A 19,394-nucleotide genomic window follows, 5' to 3' on the forward strand; every position below is an offset into this window, starting at 1 on the left:
CGGCCGGGGGTAACACCCACGAACGGCGCGCTCAGCGGCCGAGGCGGCGCCCCGCGGCCGTGGCCAGCGACGCGGTCAGCACCACCGCGATCGCCGGCGCCAGCACCAGGTGCGGCGCGCCGAACAGGTGGGCGCGCCCGTCCGACACCATCGCGCCCCACTCGGGCGTCGGCGGCTGCACGCCCAGGCCCAGGAACGACAGGCCGGACACGCTCAGCAGCGTGCCCGCGAAGCGCAGGCACAGGTGCGCGACCAGCGGCGACCGGATGTTCGGCGCGATGTGCCGCCCGGCGATGCGCAGCGGGCCGGCGCCGAGCGCGCGCGCCGCGTCCACGTAGTTCAGCCCGGCCTCGCGTACGGTCAGCTGGTAGGCCTGCCGGGCGAACGGCGTCCAGCCGACCGCGCACACCGCGACCAGGACGGACGGCAGGCCAGGGCCGAGCACGACGGCCGCGAGCAGCCCGATCAGCACGGTCGGCAGCGATGCGCACAGGTCCGCGAGGCGGGCCACCCCGCCCCGGCCGAGATAGCCCGCGACCAGCCCGGCGAGCGTGCCGGCCACGGCCGGGAACAGCACGCCGGCCGCGGTCAGGCCGAGCGTGAGCCGGCCGCCGGAGACCAGCCGGGACAGCACGTCCCGGCCGAGTTGGTCGGTGCCGAGCGGGTGCGCCCAGGACGGGCCGGCCAGGATCGCGGTGAAGTCGGTGGCCACCGGGTCGGGCAGCGCCAGCGGCGCCAGCAGGAACACGGCGCCGGCGGCGAGCAGCCACCTCATCCGCGGTCCCGCGCGACCGGGTCCAGCGCGAGCTGCACCACCTCGGCCAGCACACCGCCGGCCAGCGCGATCGCCAGCACGACCAGCGTCGCCGCCTGCACCACGGGCAGGTCCTGGGCGAGCACGGCATCGTAGAGCAGCCGGCCCAGCCCGAGTACGCCGTAGACGACCTCGACCACCACGGAACCGCCGATCAGCCCGGCCACGAACATGCCGGACAGCGACAGCACGGAGACGGTCCCCTGCCGGGCCGCGTGCCGCCACAGGATCCACGACGGCCGCAGCCCGTGCGCGCGGGCGGCGCGGATGTGCGGCCGGGTCAGCACCTCCACCGTCTCCGCGCGGACCAGCTGCGCCGCGAGCGCGGCCGGGTAGACCGCCATGGTGAGCACGGGCAGCACCACGTGCCGGGGCTCGCCCCAGCCGACCGCCGGCAGCACACCGCCCCACACGGCGAAGACCAGGATCAGCACCGGCGCCAGCACGAACTCCGGCACGGACACGCCGAGCACGCCGCCGCCGGTCAGCAGCCGGTCGGCCCAGCCGCCCGGGCGGTGCGCCGCGCGCACGCCGGCCGGGATGCCGGCCGCGGCCGCGAGCAGCAGGGACAGCGCGGCCGGCAGCGAGGAGACCAACAGCGCGTCGAGCACCATGGCGGCGACCGGCGTGCGGGTCACGAACGACAGCCCGAGGTCGCCGCGCAGCGCCGCCAGCAGCCACCGCCAGTACTGCTCGGCCGGCGAGGCGTCGAGGCCGAACTCCGCGGCGACACGGGCCCGCACGGCGGCGTCCGGCACCTCCGTGGCCACCCGCGTGCGCAGCACCGTGCCGGCGAACACCCGACAGGGGTTGTCGGGAATCGCTGGCACGATCCCGTACCGGATGACCATGCGATTCCGTTCGCGACAGGAGATCACCATGGACGACGGCCGTGCCGACTTCGACTTCATCTTCGGCGACTGGCGGGTACGCAACCGCAGGATCAGGGACAACGCGGACCCCGAGTGCACCGAGTGGGTCGAGTTCGACGCGACCGCGCACGCGGAGCCGATCCTCGGCGGCCTCGGCCACATCGACCGCATCACGGCCGAGGACCCGCCGTTCGAGGGTCTCACGCTGCGCCAGTTCGACCCGGAGGCGCGCGTGTGGCGGATCTGGTGGGCCTCCAGCCGCCGGCCCGGCCACCTCGACCCGCCGCTGGAGGGCGCGTGGCGCGACGGCCGCGGCGTCTTCGAGGGCGACGACGTGGTCGGCGGCAGGCCGGTGCGGCTGCGGTTCGAGTGGACCACGGACGGCGCCGACGCCGCCCGCTGGCAGCAGGAGTTCTCCTGGGACGGCGGCCGGACGTGGCGGCTCAACTGGGTGATGGAGCTGTCCCGCACCGGCGCCGCTTGACCCTCACGCCGGTCGAGGGTCCAGGCTCGCCCGCATGGACACGGTGATGACCGAACTGGGACGAGGACTCGAGCTGGCGCGCGCGGGCGAGCGCGCGCGGGCCCGGGAGACGCTGACGACGCTGTGGGACACCGTGGGCGAGCACGGCGACGCGCTGCACCGGTGCAGCATCGCCCACCACCTCGCCGACCTCCAGGACGATGTGCACGACGAGTTGCGCTGGGACGAGCGCGCGCTCGCCGCCGTGGCCGACCTCGACGACGCCCGGGCGCGGGCACACGACGCCTCGCTGCGGGTGCGTGCCTTCCTGCCGTCGCTGCACCTCAACCTGGCGGACGGCTACCTGCGCGCTGGTCAGGCCGGGCGGGCCCGGCAGCACGCCGACGCCACCGAGGCCCACCTGAGCGAACTCCCCGACGACGACTACGGCACGATGATCCGTTCCGCGCTCGCGCGCATCCGGTCCTCGCTGGGCTGAGGCCCCCCGCGTTCCGGGCCGGCGGCTCCACGTCCGCCGGCCGGGCCAGGTACCCCACCGGGCGAACGGGAGCCGGTGGCCGCGCGCGTCGAACAGCGGAGACCGCCGCCGCCACCGTCAGCGGTTCGCCACCGGGCTGGGGGTGACCGGGGGGACGTGCTGGAAGCGCACCCGGCTCAGCCAGCCCGGGAGGTCGCTGAGCACGTACAGTTCACCGGTGACGTCGGTGCCGATGGCGGTCGGCTGGGTGGGGAAGTTGCCGATCGTGGCGGTGTCGTAGCCGCCGCCGGACTTCGGGCGCACGGCGAACACCCGGGTCGAGCAGTAGTCGGCGGCGATGTACGTACCGTATGCCTGGGGGGTCTTGGCTCCTCGGTAGACCGGGCCGCCGGTCACCGAGCAGTTGTCGTTGTAGTGGTCGTACTCGAAGACCGGGTCGGTGTAGCGCACGTCGGACCGGCACTGCTCCGGGTCGAAGATCGGCGTGCCCTCCCGGCACGACCAGCCCAGGTTCGCGCCGCCCTGCCAGGGGCGGATGTGGTTGATCTCCTCGACCAGGCCCTGGCCGACGTCACCGATCCACAGCGAGCCGTCCACCGGGTCCACGGAGAACCGCCACGGGTTGCGCAGCCCGTAGAGCCAGATCTCCGGCCGGGCACCCGCCCTGCGGACGAACGGATTGTCGGACGGTACGCAGTAGAGCTTCGTGCCGCACGCCCGGTTGACGTCGATCCGCACGATCTTGCCGAGCAGCGTGCCGAGATCCTGCCCGGCCTTGAACGGGTCGTTCGCGTGGCCACCGTCGCCGAGCGACCAGTAGAGATAGCCGTCCCGGCCGAACGCCACCTGCCCGCCGTTGTGGTTGCCGTACTCCGCGTGCTCCTGCGTCAGCAGCACCTGCAGCCGATCCGGGGCGCCGATCGGCACCCGCGCCAGCGTCAGCGCACCGGCCGGCAGGCTCGTGTAGGCCACGTAGAGCAGCCCGGTGCGCGCGAAGTTCGGCGCGGGCGTGATGCCGAGCAGGCCACGCTCGTTGTTCGACGGGTCGACCAGCGCGGTCAGGTCCAGCACCGGCTCGGCCGCCAGGCCGGTGCCCGGATGGTACGCCCGGACGGTGCCGGCCTTCTCCGCGATCAGCATCCGCCCGTCCGGCAGCCCGGTGATCGCGATCGGCCGCCGCAGCCCGGACGCCACCTGCTCGGTGGCGACGGTCAGCTCCGTCAGCGGCGTCGCGCGGGTGTGCGAGGTCTCGGCCGCCGCGTCGCCCGCCACCGACACGGAGGTCAGCAGCAGCGCGGACAGGGCCGTAACCAGCAGGCCGGCCAGCATGGCGGCCGGACGCAGACGGCGTCGTGACATGTCTGAGCTCCTCGATCGAGGTGGCGGAGGCGGTGCGGGAGCGCTCCCAGAATACATCGACATAAGGCGATGTCCAGTCGGCCGCTCACGTGCGCGAGCCCTGGCCGCCCACGGCCCGGAGCCGTACGGCGAAGACGAGGCTCCCCACAGCGGACCGCGCCGATGGGTGGAGGGGCGGTCGTCCGTTGGGGACTGTGATTCCGGCCGGCATCGTGCTTCAGTGCTTGGACGAGTATCGGCTGGTGGAGTCGGCCTCGCGGTGAATCGCACTCACTTTCCGACCAGTGTGGAGGACGTTCGTGGCGCAGTTGATCCCGGTGCGGGTGGGTGCGGTCGAGGTGCTGCTGGAAGCGGTGCCGGTGGCGGGTTCGCAGGAGACGTCGGCGGCGGGCCGGGTGGCGGACTACGCGGCCGGGGCGTTCGAGCGGGCGCAGGCCGTGCTGGAGGAGGCGGCGGTGTCGACGGCGCGGACGGTGGGCCGGATCGTGGCCCGGGCCGGCAGCCCGGAGCTGGTGGAGGTGGAGTTCGGGGTGAAGGTCTCGGCGAAGGGCGACGTGATCGTCGCCGGCTCGACGGGCGAGGCCTCGCTGAAGGTGAAGATCGTCTACGGGGCGGCGGCCGTCGGCGGCGTGCCGGAGGAGGAGCCGGTGCCGTGACGGTGCCCGGCCTGGAGTTCCTCGGCCGGGTCGCCGGCGCGGAGGGCACCGCGGTGGGCACCTGTTTCCAGGTGGAGGCGGGCGTCCTGGTCACGGCCCGTCACGTGCTGCGCGATGCCGGCGCGGCCGAACTCGGTGACGTGGTGCGGGTGGCGCCGATCGGCGGCGGCCCGGCCCGGGACGCCGTGGTCGCGCGCGTCGACGACGTCCACGATCTGGCGGTGCTCACCACCCGTACCCCGTTGGCGGGTTCGTGTGTTCGTCTGATCCGGTCGGACGCGGTGCGCGACGACGAGCCGGTGACGGTGGCCGGCCACCCCACGATCGAGGACCCGGGCCACACCTACCAGCTGGTGTCCTCCGGCGGCCGGTGGCGGGGCCCGGCGTTGCGGGAGAACGTGCTGTGGTCGCGCCTGCAGGCGGACGCGGTGATGCCGGGGATGAGCGGCGCGCCGGTGCTGCGGGCCGCGGACCGGGCCGTGGCCGGCGTGGTGTCCGGCCGCTACAACTCCGCGGACGGCTGGCTGGCCAATGCGGTGTGGGTGGCCCGCGTCGAGGACCTGCGGCCGCTGCTGGACGGTGTCGCCCGGGTGGAGATCGACGACGACCTGCCGTCCGGGACGCGGCTGGACGTGGTGCTCGCGGTGTCGGACTCGCGGGTGCACCTGTCCGGGGCCGGCGAGGACGTGACGGCCGATCATCGCGGCGTGCGGGCCGGCCTGGTCAACGCGCTGCACGACGTGCGGCGGGAGCGGGCGCGACCGCAGACGGTGGTACGCGACGACGTCACCGCGGTGCGGAGCGCGCCGGGCGTGGTGTCGTTGCGTCGCGCCGGTGAGCTGCTGGCCGAGTCGTTCCTGCCGGTGCCGGTGGCGCAGGCGCTCGCCCGGGTGCTGCACCGCGCGGAGCGGGCCCATGTCCCGGTACGGTTCGGCGTCGAGGCGCCCGGGCACTGGCCGCTGCCGTGGGAGGCGCTGCCGGAGCCGGTGACCGGCCGGCCGCTGGTGCTGCACGAGCTGGTGTCGGTGTATCGCCGGGTGCCCTCGGCCGGCTCCCGCTCCACGCCCGCCGGCGGCCCGCTGCGGATCGTGGTCGCGATCGCGTCGCCGGAGACGGGCGGCGGCCCCCTGCTGGACTACGAGCGGGAACTCAGCAGCGTGCTGGACGCGGTGCACTCGGCGCACCGCAGCCGGGCGGTGGTGCGGATCGTGCCGTTCGCCACCACCGCCGCGATCCGCGCGGTCCTGGACGAGGACGCCACGCACGTGCTGCACCTGTCCGCGCACGGCGCCCCCGGGCTGCTGCACCTGGAGGACGAGCGGGGCAACGCCCGCGGCGTCGACGCGGAGACCCTGGTGCGGGAGGCGATCCCGCCGGGCCGGATGCCACGGGTGATCTCCCTGGCCGCCTGCTACACCGACGCGGAGGGCGAGGACGGCGCGCAGTCGTTCGCCGCGCAGCTGGCCCGGCGCGGCGCCGGCGCGGTGATCGCGACCCAGACCTCGGTGACCGACGTGTACGCCACCCAGCTCTTCGCCCGCGTCTACGCGGAACTCGCCGGGTCCGGCTCGCCGGACGTGGTCGCCGCGGTCGCGCAGTCTCGCCGCGCGGTGCAACAGAACTTCTCCATGGGTACGGACGCGCTGACCCAAGCGGTGGCCGGCATGGACGAGTGGAGCGTGGTCAGCGTGCTGGCCTCCGCCCCGGCCGTGACCGTCGTGGACGGTGACGCTCCCGCCGGGCGGCGGGCGGAGACCGTCCCGGACCTGAAGGGTCTGCTGGCGCGCCCGGTGGGGCAGTTCGTCGGCCGCCGCCACGCCCAGCGCGTCCTGCCCGGCCTGTTGCTCAGCGACGGTACGGCCGGGGTGTTGCTGCACGGCATCGGCGGGATCGGCAAGACGACCCTGGCCGCGGAGCTGGTCCGCCGGCTGCTGGACACCGCGGATGACTGGCGCCTGGTCACCGTGACCGGCACGGCCACCGTGGACGGCGTACTCGCCGCGGTGGCCGACGTGGCGCGCCGGGACCTGCTCCGCCGGCAGGAACTGTTCGGGGACGCGGCGGTGGCCGTGCAGACGGCCGGCCGGGTGGACGTGCCGTGGCGGGACCGGTTCGGGCTGCTGCGGGAGGACGTTCTGGCCGGCGTCCGGATTCTGCTGGTGCTGGACAACTTCGAGGACAACCTCGCCGCGGACGCCGGCCACGGCTGGTCGATCACGGATCCGAACCTGGCGGGGCTGCTCGCCGCGTGGCTCGGCAGTCCCGGCCGTAGCCGGCTGCTGATCACCTGCCGGTATCCGTTCGCGCTCGGCGGCCGGTTGCACGCCTATCAGGTGCCGCCGCTGAGTCTGGCCGAGACCCGGAAGCTGCTGTGGTCGCTGCCCCGCCTCGACCGGCACGCCGCCGACGAGTCCGGGCGGGAGCGGGTGTGGCGCACGGTCGGCGGGCACCCGCGGGCGCTGGAATACCTGGATGCGCTGCTGCCCGACGCGCAGTCCGGCACGGCGGGGTCCGGCCGCTTCGCCGACATCACCGATCGGCTGCGCGACGCGGTCCAGGACCGTCTCGGGCCGGACCGGGCCGCGGAGTGGCTGGGGCAGAAGCGCACTCTCGACGCCGCGCTCGCCGACACCGTCACGCTGGCCGCCGACGACGTGCTGCTCACCGAACACCTGGACCGGCTCGCCGCCATCGACGGCGCCGTCACGCTCCTGGCCGCGATCAGCGTCTACCGCGAACCGGTCGATCGCAACGCACTGCTGTTCCACGTCGGTGTCCCGGACCCGAACCCGCCGGCCGGACCCGATCCGGGCGAGGCGGTAGCGCAGATCCGTGAGCTGCTTGCGCGCTATCAGTTCGAGCTGGACGACCTCGGCGATGTGGTCGGCCCGGACAGCCCGTTGACGCCGACCGACCGGGAACGCCTGGAACCGCTCGTTGAAGAGGTTTCGCGGCCGCCGGAGGCGCCGTTCGCCGCACCGGCAGGCCTCGACGGGCTGATCCGGCACCTATCCGGGACAGGATTGGTCGCCACGCTCGATGATGGCCGGATAGTGATGCACCGGTGGACGGCCACCGAACTCCACCAGCGCTGGGACGCCCCCACCAGCCCTCACCACCGACCGGCGCTCGTCGCCTCCGCCCACCGCGAGGCCGCCGCCTACTGGCGATGGCGCGTGAACGTCTGGCCGCAGGACCGGACCGCCGACCTCCACGACATGGAGGAGGCCCGTCACCATCTGCTCGCCAACGGCGACTCGGACGCCGCCGGCGTCATCACCGAGTACATCTGTGATCAGCTCCACACCTCGGGTGCGTGGGACCGGGAGACCAGCCTCATCCACGACACCCTGCGCCGGCTTCCCCCAAATTCGCCTCGTCGCCCCGCCTACTTCTACAAGCTCGGCGTTCTCGCCCAGGCTCGGGGAGACTACGCGGAAGCCGAGCGCCGCTTTCAGCAGGCTCTCGACCGGGACGAGGAACTCGGCAACCGAGCCGGCGCCGCCAGCAGCTACGGTCAGCTCGGCGTTCTCGCCCAGGCTCGGGGCGATTACCCGCAAGCGGAACGGCGCTATCGGCAAGCCCTCGCCATCGACGAGGAGCTCGGCAACCGAGCCGGCGCGGCCAACACCCACCACCAACTGGGCATCCTCGCCCAGGACCGGGGGGACTACTCCGAAGCCGAACGCCGCTACCGACAGGCCCTCACCACCTTCGAGGAACTCGGCAACCGAGCCGCCACGGCCAACACCCACCACCAACTGGGCATCCTCGCCCAGAACCGGGGGGACTACTCCGAAGCCGAACGCCGCTACCGACAGGCCCTCACCACCTTCGAGGAACTCGGCAACCGAGCCGCCACGGCCAACACCCACCACCAACTGGGCATCCTCGCCCAGATTCGGCATGACTACGCGGAAGCCGAACGCCGCTACCAACAGGCCCTCACCATCGACGAGGAACTCGGCAACCGGGCCGGCGCCGCCAGCAGCTACGGTCAGCTCGGCATGCTCGCTCAGGACCGGGAGGACTACTCCGAAGCCGAACGCCGCTACCGACAGGCCCTCACCACCTTCGAGGAACTCGGCAACCGAGCGGAAGCCGCCATCAGCCACCACCAGCTCGGCATGCTCGCACAGGAGCGGGGAGACCACTCCGAAGCCGAACGCCGCTACCAGCAGGCCCTCACCATCGACGAAGAACTCGGCAACCGGGCCGGCGCCGCCATCAGCCACCACCAGCTCGGCATGCTCGCACAGGACCGGGGGGACCGCTCCGAAGCCGAACGCCGCTACCAGCAGGCCCTCACCACCTTCGAGGAACTCGGCCACCGAGCGTCCGCGGCCGCCTCGATCAGCCAACTCGGTGTCCTGCGGGCCGACATGAACGACGCCGCCGGGGCGGTCCCGCTCCACTGCCGCGCACTTGCCATACGGCTCGGCATCGGGCTCCCGGAAGCCGGATTCGATATCGTCCGGCTCCGGGACCTTCGTACGAAACTGGACGAGACGACGTTCACTCAGGCGGCCGGCACCGTCCTCGACGACCAGTCCCTGGCCGCGCTGATCGCGATACTCGAAGACGCCGACGAACCGGAACACGGAGACGGCACATGATCCGACGACCCGGGAGCACGTAGCCCTCGCCGGGCGTACGTGGTGACGAGTCACACCGCTACCCCGCCGGGCATAGCGAAAGAGTCACGACCAGGCTTTCCACAGCCGGGCGTAGACCCCGTCGGCGGCGAGAAGCGCGTCATGCGTGCCCTCCTCGACGATGCGGCCCTCATCCAGCACCGCGATCCGGTCGCACGCGCGGGCCTGGCTGAGGCGGTGCGCGACGACGATGGCCGTGCGTCCCTCGATCACCGCCGCGGCGGCCCGATCCAGAACCCGGGCACCCGCGCTCCCCGCCTCCGCCGTGGCCTCGTCCAGGATCACCACCGGCGGGTCCCGCAGCAGCACCCGGGCCAGCGCGAGCTGCTGCGCCTCGGCCGGCCCCGGCGTGGCGACCTCCCCGAGACCATGCGCCCACCCCACCGCGTGCAACGCCGCGACGAGGCGCTCGTCCCCGGCGTCCGGCGCCGCGAGCGTGAGATCGTCCCGAACGGTGCCGGCGAAGGCGTGCGTCTCCTGCGACACGAGGCAGACCCAGTCCCGCAGCACCTCCGCATCCAGCGCCCCGACCGGAACCGCACCGTCCGCGTCGGTCAGCGTGACCCGCCCGGCGGTCGGCGGCAGCACGGCGGCCACGATCCCGGCCAGCGTCGTCTTCCCGGCCCCGCTGGCGCCGACCAGTGCCAGCGACGTACCCGGTGCGATGGTCAGATCAAGACCTTTCAAAACCTCCCGCCGGTACGTATGCCGCACGCCCTCCACCCGCACCCCGACGGCCCCGCGCGGCTTACGCGCGACGCCCGCCGGTGCGGACGGGACCAGCAGCACCCCGACGGTTCGGGCCAGCGCCGCGCCCGCCCGCTGCACCTCGTCGAAGGAGAGCAGCAACGTCCCGAGCGGCGTGAACAGCCGGTGGAAGAGAAGCGCCGCCGCGGTCGCCGCGCCGATCGTGGTCGCGTCCACGCGCACCAGCCACCACCCGGTCAGCAGGATCGCGGAGAGCCCGATCGCCTCCGCCGCGTTCATCGACTTGCTGAACCACACGTAGAGCCGCAGCGCGCGAAGACCCGTGGTGAGCGCCTCGGCCGAGGCCGCCTCGACCCGGCCGGTCTGCAGCCCGGACATGTCGTACGCCGCCACGGTCTCCCGGCCGCGCAGCGATTCGATCAGGACGCGTCCGCGTTCCGCGGCGAGGCGGCGTTCGTCGGCGTAGAGCCGGCCCGCGCGCGGGAGGTAGAGGTGGAGGCTGATCGCGTACACCGGGAAGACCAGGGCGAACGCGAGCGTGAGCCGCCAGTCGAGGGTGAGGAAACCGGACGCGGCGACGGCGACCGTGATCACCGCGAGGAAGACCTGGGTGATCAGCGGGACGGCGGTGGCGACGTTCTCCACGTCCTCGGTGACGCGGGAGGAGACGTCGCCGCTGCCGGCGCGTTCCAGCACCGGTGCGGGCAGGCGCAGCGACGCGCCGAGCACCGACTCGCGCAGCCGGGCGGCGACGCGCGCGCCGAGCCGTTCGGTGGCGCGGCGGGCCAGCGCGGTACCGGCGGCGGCGACCAGCGCGGCGACGGTCACCAGGGCGAACAGCGCGGGCCGGAATCCGTCGATCAGGCGGCCGAGCAGCAGCGGCGTGGCCACGGTGCCGATCGCGCCGACCAGCGTCCAGGCGAGCGCGGCCCGGGCGGCGGCGGGTTCGGCGCGGACCGTGCGGGCCAGCCCGGCGAGCGTCCGGCGTGCGGTGGCGATCGGCAGCGCGCTCATCGCAGCACCGCCGCGGCGTAGCCGGTGTCCGCGCCGAGCAGCGCGGCCGTGGACAGCACGGCCGGCCCGCGGTCGGGCAGGAACAGCACCCGGTCGCAGCGGGACAGCAGCGCCGGTGAGGTGGTCACCACCACGGTCGCGCCGCCGCTCTGCCGCCGGAACGCGGCCAGCCCGGCCGCGGCGTCGTGCTCGGTGACCGCGTCGACCGCGGTCAGCGGATCCCGGAGAACGAGCATCGGGGGTACGGCCGCGAGCGCCCGGGCCAGCGCCACCCGCTGACGCTGCCCGCCGGAGAGGTTGGCGCTGCCGTCGAGCAGGCCCTCGTCCAGGTCGGTGACGTGCGCGGCGGCCAGCGCCCGGCGGCCCGCCGCGCCGGTGTCGCGGCCGGTGTCCAGCGCCTCGGTGAGCGTGCGGCCGAGGAGCGTGACCGCGTGCGGCTCGGCCAGCACGTACCGGCGGAGGTCCGGGTGTCCGGGTGGTAGCTGCCCGAACGTGACCTCGCCCCGATCCGGCGCGCGCCGCCCGGCGAAGATCTCCGCGGCCGTGTCCGCGACGGCCCGGTCGGCCGCGACCACGCCGAGCAGTTCGCCCGGCCGCAGCGTCAGGTCGATGCCGGTGACCGGCCCGATCGCGGCGGCGCGCAGCCGGGGCGGCCCGGCCTCGCCCGGTGCCGGTCCGGTGTCCGGCGCGGGAGCGGGACGCAGCGCCGTGATCCGGGCCGCGCCGGCCCGGGCGGCGAAGATCTGCTGGACGCCGCGGGCGACGCGCTGCACCGGGTCGCCGACGAACGAGACCATGGTGACCGCGGTGACGAATCCGCCGATGGTGATCCGGCTGGCCGAGACCATGGCGGCCGCGGCCGCGACCGTGCCCAGCAGCGCGATCGCGGACGCGAGCAGGCCCATGCCCTCGACCAGCGAGACCGCGGTGGCGCTGCGCAGCGCCGCGTCGCGGGCGTCGGCGACCGTGTCCCGGTAGCGGCGCAGCGCCTCGGGCACGCCGCCGAAGCCGCGCAGCGTGCGCAGCGCGGTGACGAACTCGGCGGCGAGCGCGGCGGCCCGGCCGACCAGCCGCTGCCGTGCTCCGGCCCGGCGCTCCAGCCAGGGTCCGAGGCGGCGCACGGCCCAGGTCAGCGCGGGTACCAGCAGCAGGATGCCGAGCCCGAGCAGCGGGTCGACGCGGAGCAGGACCACCACCGTGACCACCAGGCCGGCGACGCCGGAGACGATGCCGACCAGGCCGCGCAGGAACTCGGCCGCGGCGGTGGCGTCCACGGTGAGCACGCTGACCAGGTCGCCGGTCCGCCGGTCGGCACCGAGGCCCGGGTCGGCCAGCAGCGCCGCGGTGGTGCGGACCCGCAGCCGGTGGGCCTCGCCGAGCACCGCGCCGTTCAGCCGCCAGTACGCCATGCCGGCGGCCGCCCCGAGCACCACGAACAGCAGCAGGATACCGGCCACGGCCAGCAGGATCGCGGACGGCGGGCCGCCGTCGACCGCGTGGTCGACGGTCAGCCCGATCGCCAGCGGGACCAGCGCCTCGCAGATCTGGTGGATGCCGGACCCGGTGCAGCAGAGCGCCACGGCACGGGCGTGGCGGCGGACCATGTCACGCAACATGGTCCGGGACGTTAGGCGGGCCCGCCGCGCCCCTCCATCGGTTCGGCCGGAACCGAATCCTGCGCGGTGAACAGCGCGAGCAGTGACGCGCCGAGCGGCTCCAGCCGGTAGAAGACCTGCCGCTCGACCCGCGACCGGGACACCAGGCCGGCCTCCTGCAGGCCGGTGAGCTGCTCGGAGACGGTGCTCGGCGCGCGGCCCAGGACGGCGGCGAGGCCGCTGGTGGTGGCCGGTTCGGTGAGCGCGCGCAGCACCGCGGCCCGGCCCGCGCCGATCAGCAGCGCCAGCCGGTCCCGGTCCGGCGGCGCGGGGGCGGTCCGCGCGGACAGCACGGCCGCGCCGCGCGCCGGATAGGTGATCATGAGGGTGGCCGGGTCGTCGGTGCTGACCGTGGCGCGGTCGCAGGCCAGCACCAGCGGCACCAGCAGCAGCCGCCGGTCGCCGCCGGCCAGCGCGGACTCCCGGCGCTTGGGCAGCGACAGCACCGGTGCGTCCCAGCCGGCGGTGCCGCTCAGGCCGCGCAGCACCGCCTCCGGCCCGTGCTCGGCGAGCACCCGCGCGCGCAGCACGATCTCCTCCTCCAGCACCGCGCGCATGGCCGGCCAGTGCGGCGCGATGGCCAGTTCCCAGAACGCCTCGACCGCGTCCGCGAGCCGGCCGAACGAGTCCGCGGTGGAGTCCAGATAGGACCGCAGCACGTCCGGCACGCCCTCCGGATAGTGCTTGGCGCACTGGGCCGCGATCACCTCGTGCGGGGTGCTGCGCAGCAGCGCCAGTTCGTCCGCGAGCGCGGGGCGGGCGGACGGCGGCGGGGGCTGGACCGCGTCCGGCGTCGGCCGGGCGTGCTCGGTGCCGTAGAGCAGCGCGTACAGCCGGAGCGGCCCGGTCTCCGGCGTGGCGCGCAGCACCTCGGCGGCGTGCGCGGCCCACTCCGCGTACGGCCAGGGCGCGTCCCTCCCCTGCCGGGTGCGGTGCACCAGTTCGACGCCGCTGACCACCTCGCGCAGCGGGCTGATGGCGAGCCGGGTCCGCTCCCGCGTCGGCTCGTCCAGGTGAATCCGGATCACGACGGCCCGTTCGAGCCCGGGAGCCGCACGGCGCTCACCTCCCGCCGAAGCAGGAGCGCCGCTCGACCAGCCGGACCGGGAGCACGACCGTGCCCGGCTCGGCCACCGGCGGGGCGTCGAGGCGGCTCAGCAGGTGGCGGGCGGCCGCCGCGCCCATCACGGCCGGGTCCTGGTCCACGACGGTGACCGGCGGGTCGAGCAGGGCCGCGAGCGGGAAGTCGCCGAAGCCGACCACCGCGACCCGGCTCCGCTTCAGCTCCGGGACGCAGGCGATGGTGGTGCGCGGGTCCGCGATGACGATGGCGTCGGCCCCGCGGTCGCACAGCGCGCGGAAGCCCGCGGCGGCGTCCTCCGGCGACTCGACGTCGTCGACGACGAGCGAGGCGGGACCGTCCTCACCGAGCGCCTGGCGGTAGCCGGCGAGCCGGGCGCGGGAGGTGGGCAGGTGCGGGGCCCGGCCGAGGAAGCCGACCCGGGTGTTGCCGTGGCCGAGCAGGTGCCGGGTGGCCTCCGCCGCGCCCCGGAGGTCGTCGTGCACGAACGCGTCGACGGGCAGCCCGGCCGGGGGCTGGTCGACGAAGACGGTCGGCACCGACGCCGGCGCGGAGGCCAGGTAGGACTGGTCCGCGGAGACCGGCGCCAGCACGAGGCCGGCCAGGTGACGGCGCAGCAGCGAGGTGACGATGTCGCGTTCGGCCGCCGGGTCGAAGCCGGTCGCGGAGACCATGGTGGCGTACCCCCGGGTCTTCATCTCGGCGTCGACCGCGCTGACGATGGCCGCGAAGAACGGATCGAGCAGCGTGGGTACGGCCACGCCGACGACGCTGCCGCGGCCCCGGCGGAAGGTCTGGGCGAGGTCGTTGGGCACGTAGTTGCTCTGAGCGAGCGCGGCCTGCACCCGCTCGCGCAGCTCCGGCCGCACGTGCGGGTCGCCGTTGAAGACGCGCGAGACGGTCTTGAGGCTCACGCCGGCCAGCGCCGCCACGTCCCGCATCGTTGCCACGGTCCGGATGATAGCCCGCGGTTGACACCGGTGTCCACGAGCTTGACACCGGTGTCATCGCGTGATGCCCTGGAGATGACACCGGTGTCAAAGAGGAGGGAACGAGCCGATGCGAGACATGTCGCCCCGGGCGTGGACGCTGCTGACGCTGCTGGCGGTCGCGACGCTGCTGGTCATGACCACGGAGACGCTGCCGATCGGGCTGCTGCCCCAGGTGGCCCGCGGGCTCGGCGTCGCCGAGGACCGGGTCGGGCTGCTGGTCACCGGATACGGCGCGGTCGTCGTGGTGGCCGCGGTGCCGCTGAGCGCGGTGATCGCCCGGTTCCCGATCCGGCTCGCCACGCTGGGCGTGCTCGCCGTCCTCGTGGTCAGCATCGGCGTGACCGCGGCGAGCCCCGGCCTGCCGACGGCCTTCGCCGCGCGGCTGCTCGGCGGTGCCGCCCACGCGGTCTTCTACTCGTGCACGTTCGTCATGGCGACGTCCGCCGTCCCGGAACGGCTGCACGCCCGCGCCGTGGCCGTGGTCGGCGCCGGCAACGCGGTCGCGCTCGCCCTCGGCGTCCCCGCGGCAACCGCGGTCGGCGCGTCGGCCGGGTGGCGCACCCCCTTCTGGATCGCGGCCGTCGCGCTCACGGCCACCGCCGTCGCGATCGGCGTGGTCTACCGCCCGGTGGCCGCGTCCGAGGCCCGGCCCACCGCCGCCGGCCACCTGCTGCGGGCCGCCGTGGCACCGCCGCTGCTGCGGGTCGCCGCCACGATCGTCCTGGTCATGACCGCTCACTTCGTCACCTACACGTACGTGGCGCCGCTGCTCACCGGCTCCGGCATCGCGGAGCGCGCCGTCAGCCTCGTCCTGCTCGGCTACGGCGTCGCGGGCGTCGCCGGCCTCGTCGTCGCCGGCCGCTTCGCGCAGTCACGCCTGTCGCCGCTGCTCGTCGCGTCGGTCGCCATCACGTTCGCCGCTCTGACGCTGCTGTGGCTCCTCCGGGGCAGCGCCGCCGGCACCGTCGCCGCGATCATCCTCTGGGGTACCGCCTTCGGCGCCGCCCCCACGCTCTGGCAGCTCACCGCCGTGCGGGCGGCCCCCCGGGCCGCGTCCATCGGCCCCGCCGTCGTCAACTCCGCCTTCAACGTCGGCATCTCGGCCGGCGCCTGGGCCGGCGGCCTGGTCCTCACCGACCTCGGAACCGGCGCGTTGCCCCTGCTCAGCATGGCCGTGCTCGCCGCCGCCGGCATCCTGCTGCTGCGCCGCCCCACCTCCGCCCCGCCCTCGCGGCACGGCGACGAACAGGCCGAGCCCGCACCGGCGGAGGCGCACGACCGCGTGGCTCGCGCGACACGGTGACCAACGACGACCCGCCTCCCGGGCACGACAACCGGCGCCCACCGCGCTCGCACGGCACGACGACCAGCGGCGACACGGCTCCCGGCCACGACAACCGGCGCCGACCGCGCTCGCACGGCACGACAACCGGCGCCGACCGCGCTCACACGGCACGACGACCAGCGGCGACACGTCTCCCGGCCACGACAACCGGCGCCGACCGCGCTCACACGGCACGACGACCAGCGGCGACACGGCTCCCGGGACCCCGATCACCAGCAGCGCCGCGGCTCGCGCGGCCCGATCACCGAATCAGCGCGGCTCACGGGACGCCATGCCGACGGCGGCACCGGCTCCGATGCGGCGAAGCCGCCGCGGGTTCGCTCGCGAGACCGTGCGAACCGCACCATGGCTGACTCGCCGCCGCCTCCAGGCATAGCCGGGGACGACCCGCAGCCGCGCCGGTGGAGGCAACCGGCCGCGCGGCTCGCGAGGGCACGGTGACCAACGGCGGCACCGGCTCCGATGCGGCGTCGGAGCGGCGGCGCAGACGCCGCGAGGTTGGCCCGCGGGAGCATGCGGGCCGCACCACGCCGGAAGCGGGCATATCTATCGTGCGGTCGAGGGCTCGGTCCCGGAACGGCACAGCCCCCGCGAGAGCAGGCGGACCGCCACCACGCCGGAACGAGGCCGTCGACGCTCAAGCCCCGGGCAAGCCGCCGCCCGCCGGACCGTGACGACGCGGGGAGCGGAGGATCGAGGCTCGTCCTGGCAGACTGCGGGGGTGGCGGATGTGGGGCCGCGGGCCGTGGTGGAGGCGGTGTGGCGGGCGGACGGCGCGAGCATGCTGGGGGTGCTCAGCCGGCGGCTCGGTGATCTGGACCGGGCCGAGGAGGCGCTGCAGGACGCGATCGCGGCGGCGCTGGACCGGTGGCCGGCCGACGGGGTGCCGGAGAGTCCGGCCGGGTGGCTGGTGACGACGGCGTGGCGGCGGGCGCTGGACCGGGTTCGGCACGAGGCGACCGCGCGGGCGAAGCTGCCGCTGCTGGTGGAGCCGGAGCCGGGGCCGCCGACCGGGGACGACCGGCTCGGGCTGATGTTCGCGTGCTGTCATCCGGGGCTGGCGGTGTCGGCGCAGGTGGCGTTGACGCTGCACGCGGTGGCGGGGCTGCCCGCGGCGCGGATCGGGGCCGCGTTCCTGCTGCCGGAGGCGACGGTCGCGCAGCGCCTGGTGCGGGCGAAACGGCGGCTGCGCGACTCCGGCGCCGATTTCACCATCCCGGGACCACGGGGGTACGCGGAGCGCCTCGCCCAACTGCTCCAGGTCATCTATCTGATCTACAACGAGGGGTATCTGGAGCGGCGCGAGCTGGCGCGCGAAGGGCTGGACCTGGCCCGGCAACTGGCCGCGCTGCTGCCGGGCGAGCCGGAGGCGGCGGGGCTGGCCGCGCTGGTCGAGCTGCACGAGTCGCGGGCCGGTGCCCGGTTCACCGGGGACGGCGCGCTGGTGCTGCTGGAGGACCAGGACCGGGCGCGCTGGGACCGGGCGCTGATCGGCTCGGCGGTGCACCGGCTGCGGGCCGCGATGGGCGCGGACCGGCCGGGGCCGTACCAGTTGCAGGCCGCGATCGCGACGCAGCACGCGCTGGCCCGGTCGGTGGCGGACACCGACTGGGCGGCGATCCGGCGGCTCTACGATCTGCTGCACGCGGCGACCGGCAACCCGGTGGTGCTGCTCGGCCGCGCGGTGGCGACCCGGCACACGAGCGGGGCCGGGACCGCGCTGGCGGAGGTGGACGCGCTGGCGGCGCGGCTCGGCGAGTACCGGCTGTTCCACGCCACGCGCGCGGAGCTGCTGACCGCGCTGGGCCGGGACGCGGAGGCGGGGTCCGCGACGCGGCGCGCGCTGGCGCTCGCCACGAACCCCGCCGAACGTGCCCTGCTGGCCGCGCGGCTCAGCGACCGGTAGTCGGCCGGACCTCGATCTTGTCGCCGAACGCGGTGATGCCGGGCCACCCGGACGCGATCGCGATCGCCTCGTCCAGGTCGTCCGCGTCGAACAGGATGAAGCCGCCGACGACCTCCTTGAGCTCCAGGTACGGCCCGTCGGTGACCACCGGCAGGCCGTCCGCGCCGCGGCTGACCGTCTTGGCGGTGCGCACCGGCTCCAGTTCCGCGCCGACGCCCGGCATCTTGCCGGCCGCCTCCCACTTCGCGGACCAGGCGCCGATCTCGGCCATCACCTCGGCGACCCGCTCCTCGCCGGCGTCCCAGTTGGACTCCGCGCCGCAGATGAGCATCGCGTACCGCATGTCGTTCTCCCTTCGCGGCCGGTCACGCGCCGGTCCGCATGATGCTGACGCGCGAGCGGGGCGCCACTCGACGTACCGTCGCCGATTTTTCCGCAGCGGTTAGGCTGGCGGGCGATGACGCTGACGTCCGACGAGGTGGAGCTGTTCGCGCGTGTCCGGGGGCGCCTGGAGGCGATCGCGTACCGGATGCTGGGGTCGGCCGCCGACGCGGAGGACGCGGTGCAGGACACGTTCCTGCGCTGGCAGGCCGCGGACCGGGAGCGGATCGAGACGCCGGAGGCCTGGCTGACCCGGGTGCTCACCAACGTGTGCCTCAACGAGCTGACCTCGGCGCGGGCGCGGCGGGAGACGTACGTCGGGCGGTGGCTGCCGGAGCCGGTGCCGGCCGGCGACCCGATGCTCGGCCCGGCGGAGAGCGCGGAGCAGCGGGAGTCCGTGTCGATCGCGGTGCTCACGCTGATGGAGCGACTGTCCCCGCAGGAGCGCGCGGTCTACGTGCTCCGCACGGCGTTCGGCTACCCGCACGCGGAGATCGCCGGGATGCTCGGTCTCACCGAGGCGAACTGCCAGCAGCTGTACCGGCGGGCCCGGCAGCACCTCGCGGACGGCCGGACCCGGACCCCGGTCGACGCGGCCACCGCCCGTAGCATCGCCGAGCGGTTCCTCGCGGCCGCGGTCAGCGGCGAGGTCGAGCCGCTGGTGCGCATGCTGGCCGGCGACGCGATCAGCATGGCCGACGGCGGCGGTCAGGTGCCGGCCCGCAGCACGCCGATCGTGGGCGCGCTGGCGATCGCCCGGTTCCTGCGCACCTCGTTCCAGCCGGCCGCCGCGCGACGGTTCGTCGGCGAGGATCTCACGCTGCACGCCGACGTGGTCAACGGCGGCCCGGCGGTGGTGGCCACGGCCGGGGAGCGGATCGTCGGCGTGCTGGTGCTGGACGTGACCGAGGACGGCATCGCGGCCATCCACGTGCAGGCGAACCCGGCGAAGCTGGAGCGCCTCGGCCGGCGGTGAGCCAGCACACAGCCGGCG

At 74.9% G+C, this 19,394-nt stretch carries 15 protein-coding genes; 7 read left to right on the forward strand and 8 right to left on the reverse strand.

All coding sequences use genetic code 11. The features are described from left to right. Positions 1–31 precede the first annotated feature (31 nt). Entirely contained in the window at positions 32–775 is a 744-nt protein-coding gene (locus J2S41_RS16630; protein WP_310368730.1) for an ABC transporter permease, read from the reverse strand. After that, complete coding sequence (locus J2S41_RS16635; RefSeq protein WP_310368732.1) at positions 772–1,644, reverse strand: ABC transporter permease; 873 nt, start codon at positions 1,642–1,644, stop codon at positions 772–774. Before J2S41_RS16635 ends, J2S41_RS16630 begins: the two co-directional genes overlap by 4 nt. A gap of 49 nt (positions 1,645–1,693) precedes the next feature. On the opposite strand from J2S41_RS16635, the gene J2S41_RS16640 reads away from it, so the two are divergent. Together J2S41_RS16640 and J2S41_RS16645 are read left to right on the forward strand one after the other, a co-directional pair. Continuing rightward, a complete protein-coding gene (locus tag J2S41_RS16640; RefSeq protein ID WP_310368734.1) occupies positions 1,694–2,170 on the forward strand; it encodes a hypothetical protein in 477 nt (158 codons plus the stop codon). Positions 2,171–2,204: 34 nt separating this feature from the next. Further along, entirely contained in the window at positions 2,205–2,648 is a 444-nt protein-coding gene (locus J2S41_RS16645) for a hypothetical protein (RefSeq protein ID WP_310368736.1), read from the forward strand. 117 nt (positions 2,649–2,765) lie between these two features. Here J2S41_RS16645 and J2S41_RS16650 read toward each other — a convergent pair whose 3' ends face one another. Then, a complete protein-coding gene (locus tag J2S41_RS16650; RefSeq protein WP_310368738.1) occupies positions 2,766–4,007 on the reverse strand; it encodes a PQQ-dependent sugar dehydrogenase in 1,242 nt (413 codons plus the stop codon). Between the two features lie 299 nt (positions 4,008–4,306). Between J2S41_RS16650 and J2S41_RS16655 the strand changes: the two genes are divergently transcribed. Continuing rightward, positions 4,307–4,663, forward strand: coding sequence for a CU044_2847 family protein (locus J2S41_RS16655; RefSeq protein WP_310368740.1), 357 nt, complete (start codon positions 4,307–4,309; stop codon positions 4,661–4,663). Next, a complete protein-coding gene (locus J2S41_RS16660) occupies positions 4,660–9,279 on the forward strand; it encodes a tetratricopeptide repeat protein (RefSeq protein ID WP_310368741.1) in 4,620 nt (1,539 codons plus the stop codon). Before J2S41_RS16655 ends, J2S41_RS16660 begins: the two co-directional genes overlap by 4 nt. 84 nt (positions 9,280–9,363) lie before the next feature. On the opposite strand, the gene J2S41_RS16665 is transcribed toward J2S41_RS16660, so the two are convergent. From J2S41_RS16665 to J2S41_RS16680, 4 genes are read right to left on the reverse strand one after another with little or no spacing between them, the layout of a single operon-like run. Beyond that, entirely contained in the window at positions 9,364–11,040 is a 1,677-nt protein-coding gene (locus tag J2S41_RS16665; protein WP_310368743.1) for an ABC transporter ATP-binding protein, read from the reverse strand. Further along, positions 11,037–12,656, reverse strand: a complete 1,620-nt coding sequence (locus J2S41_RS16670) for an ABC transporter transmembrane domain-containing protein (protein ID WP_310368745.1) — start codon at positions 12,654–12,656, stop codon at positions 11,037–11,039. The genes J2S41_RS16665 and J2S41_RS16670 overlap by 4 nt, the downstream gene beginning before the upstream one ends. 11 nt (positions 12,657–12,667) lie before the next feature. After that, a complete protein-coding gene (locus J2S41_RS16675) occupies positions 12,668–13,723 on the reverse strand; it encodes an ArsR/SmtB family transcription factor (RefSeq protein ID WP_310368746.1) in 1,056 nt (351 codons plus the stop codon). A 34-nt stretch (positions 13,724–13,757) separates the two neighbouring features. Then, positions 13,758–14,717, reverse strand: a complete 960-nt coding sequence (locus J2S41_RS16680) for a LacI family DNA-binding transcriptional regulator (RefSeq protein ID WP_310376394.1) — start codon at positions 14,715–14,717, stop codon at positions 13,758–13,760. Between the two features lie 118 nt (positions 14,718–14,835). On the opposite strand from J2S41_RS16680, the gene J2S41_RS16685 reads away from it, so the two are divergent. Together J2S41_RS16685 and J2S41_RS16690 are read left to right on the forward strand one after the other, a co-directional pair. Beyond that, positions 14,836–16,071, forward strand: a complete 1,236-nt coding sequence (locus J2S41_RS16685; protein WP_310368747.1) for an MFS transporter — start codon at positions 14,836–14,838, stop codon at positions 16,069–16,071. Between the two features lie 763 nt (positions 16,072–16,834). After that, the gene (locus tag J2S41_RS16690) at positions 16,835–18,019 is read left to right on the forward strand and encodes an RNA polymerase sigma factor (protein WP_310368749.1); all 1,185 of its coding nucleotides are present in this window, start codon (positions 16,835–16,837) and stop codon (positions 18,017–18,019) included. Here the strand turns inward: J2S41_RS16690 and J2S41_RS16695 are convergent. Further along, positions 18,006–18,362, reverse strand: coding sequence for a YciI family protein (locus tag J2S41_RS16695; protein WP_310368751.1), 357 nt, complete (start codon positions 18,360–18,362; stop codon positions 18,006–18,008). The genes J2S41_RS16690 and J2S41_RS16695 overlap by 14 nt on opposite strands. A 114-nt stretch (positions 18,363–18,476) precedes the next feature. Between J2S41_RS16695 and J2S41_RS16700 the strand changes: the two genes are divergently transcribed. After that, a complete protein-coding gene (locus J2S41_RS16700) occupies positions 18,477–19,376 on the forward strand; it encodes an RNA polymerase sigma-70 factor (RefSeq protein WP_310368753.1) in 900 nt (299 codons plus the stop codon). Positions 19,377–19,394: the final 18 nt, after the last annotated feature.

This window comes from Catenuloplanes atrovinosus (assembly GCF_031458235.1).
Lineage (GTDB): Bacteria > Actinomycetota > Actinomycetes > Mycobacteriales > Micromonosporaceae > Catenuloplanes > Catenuloplanes atrovinosus.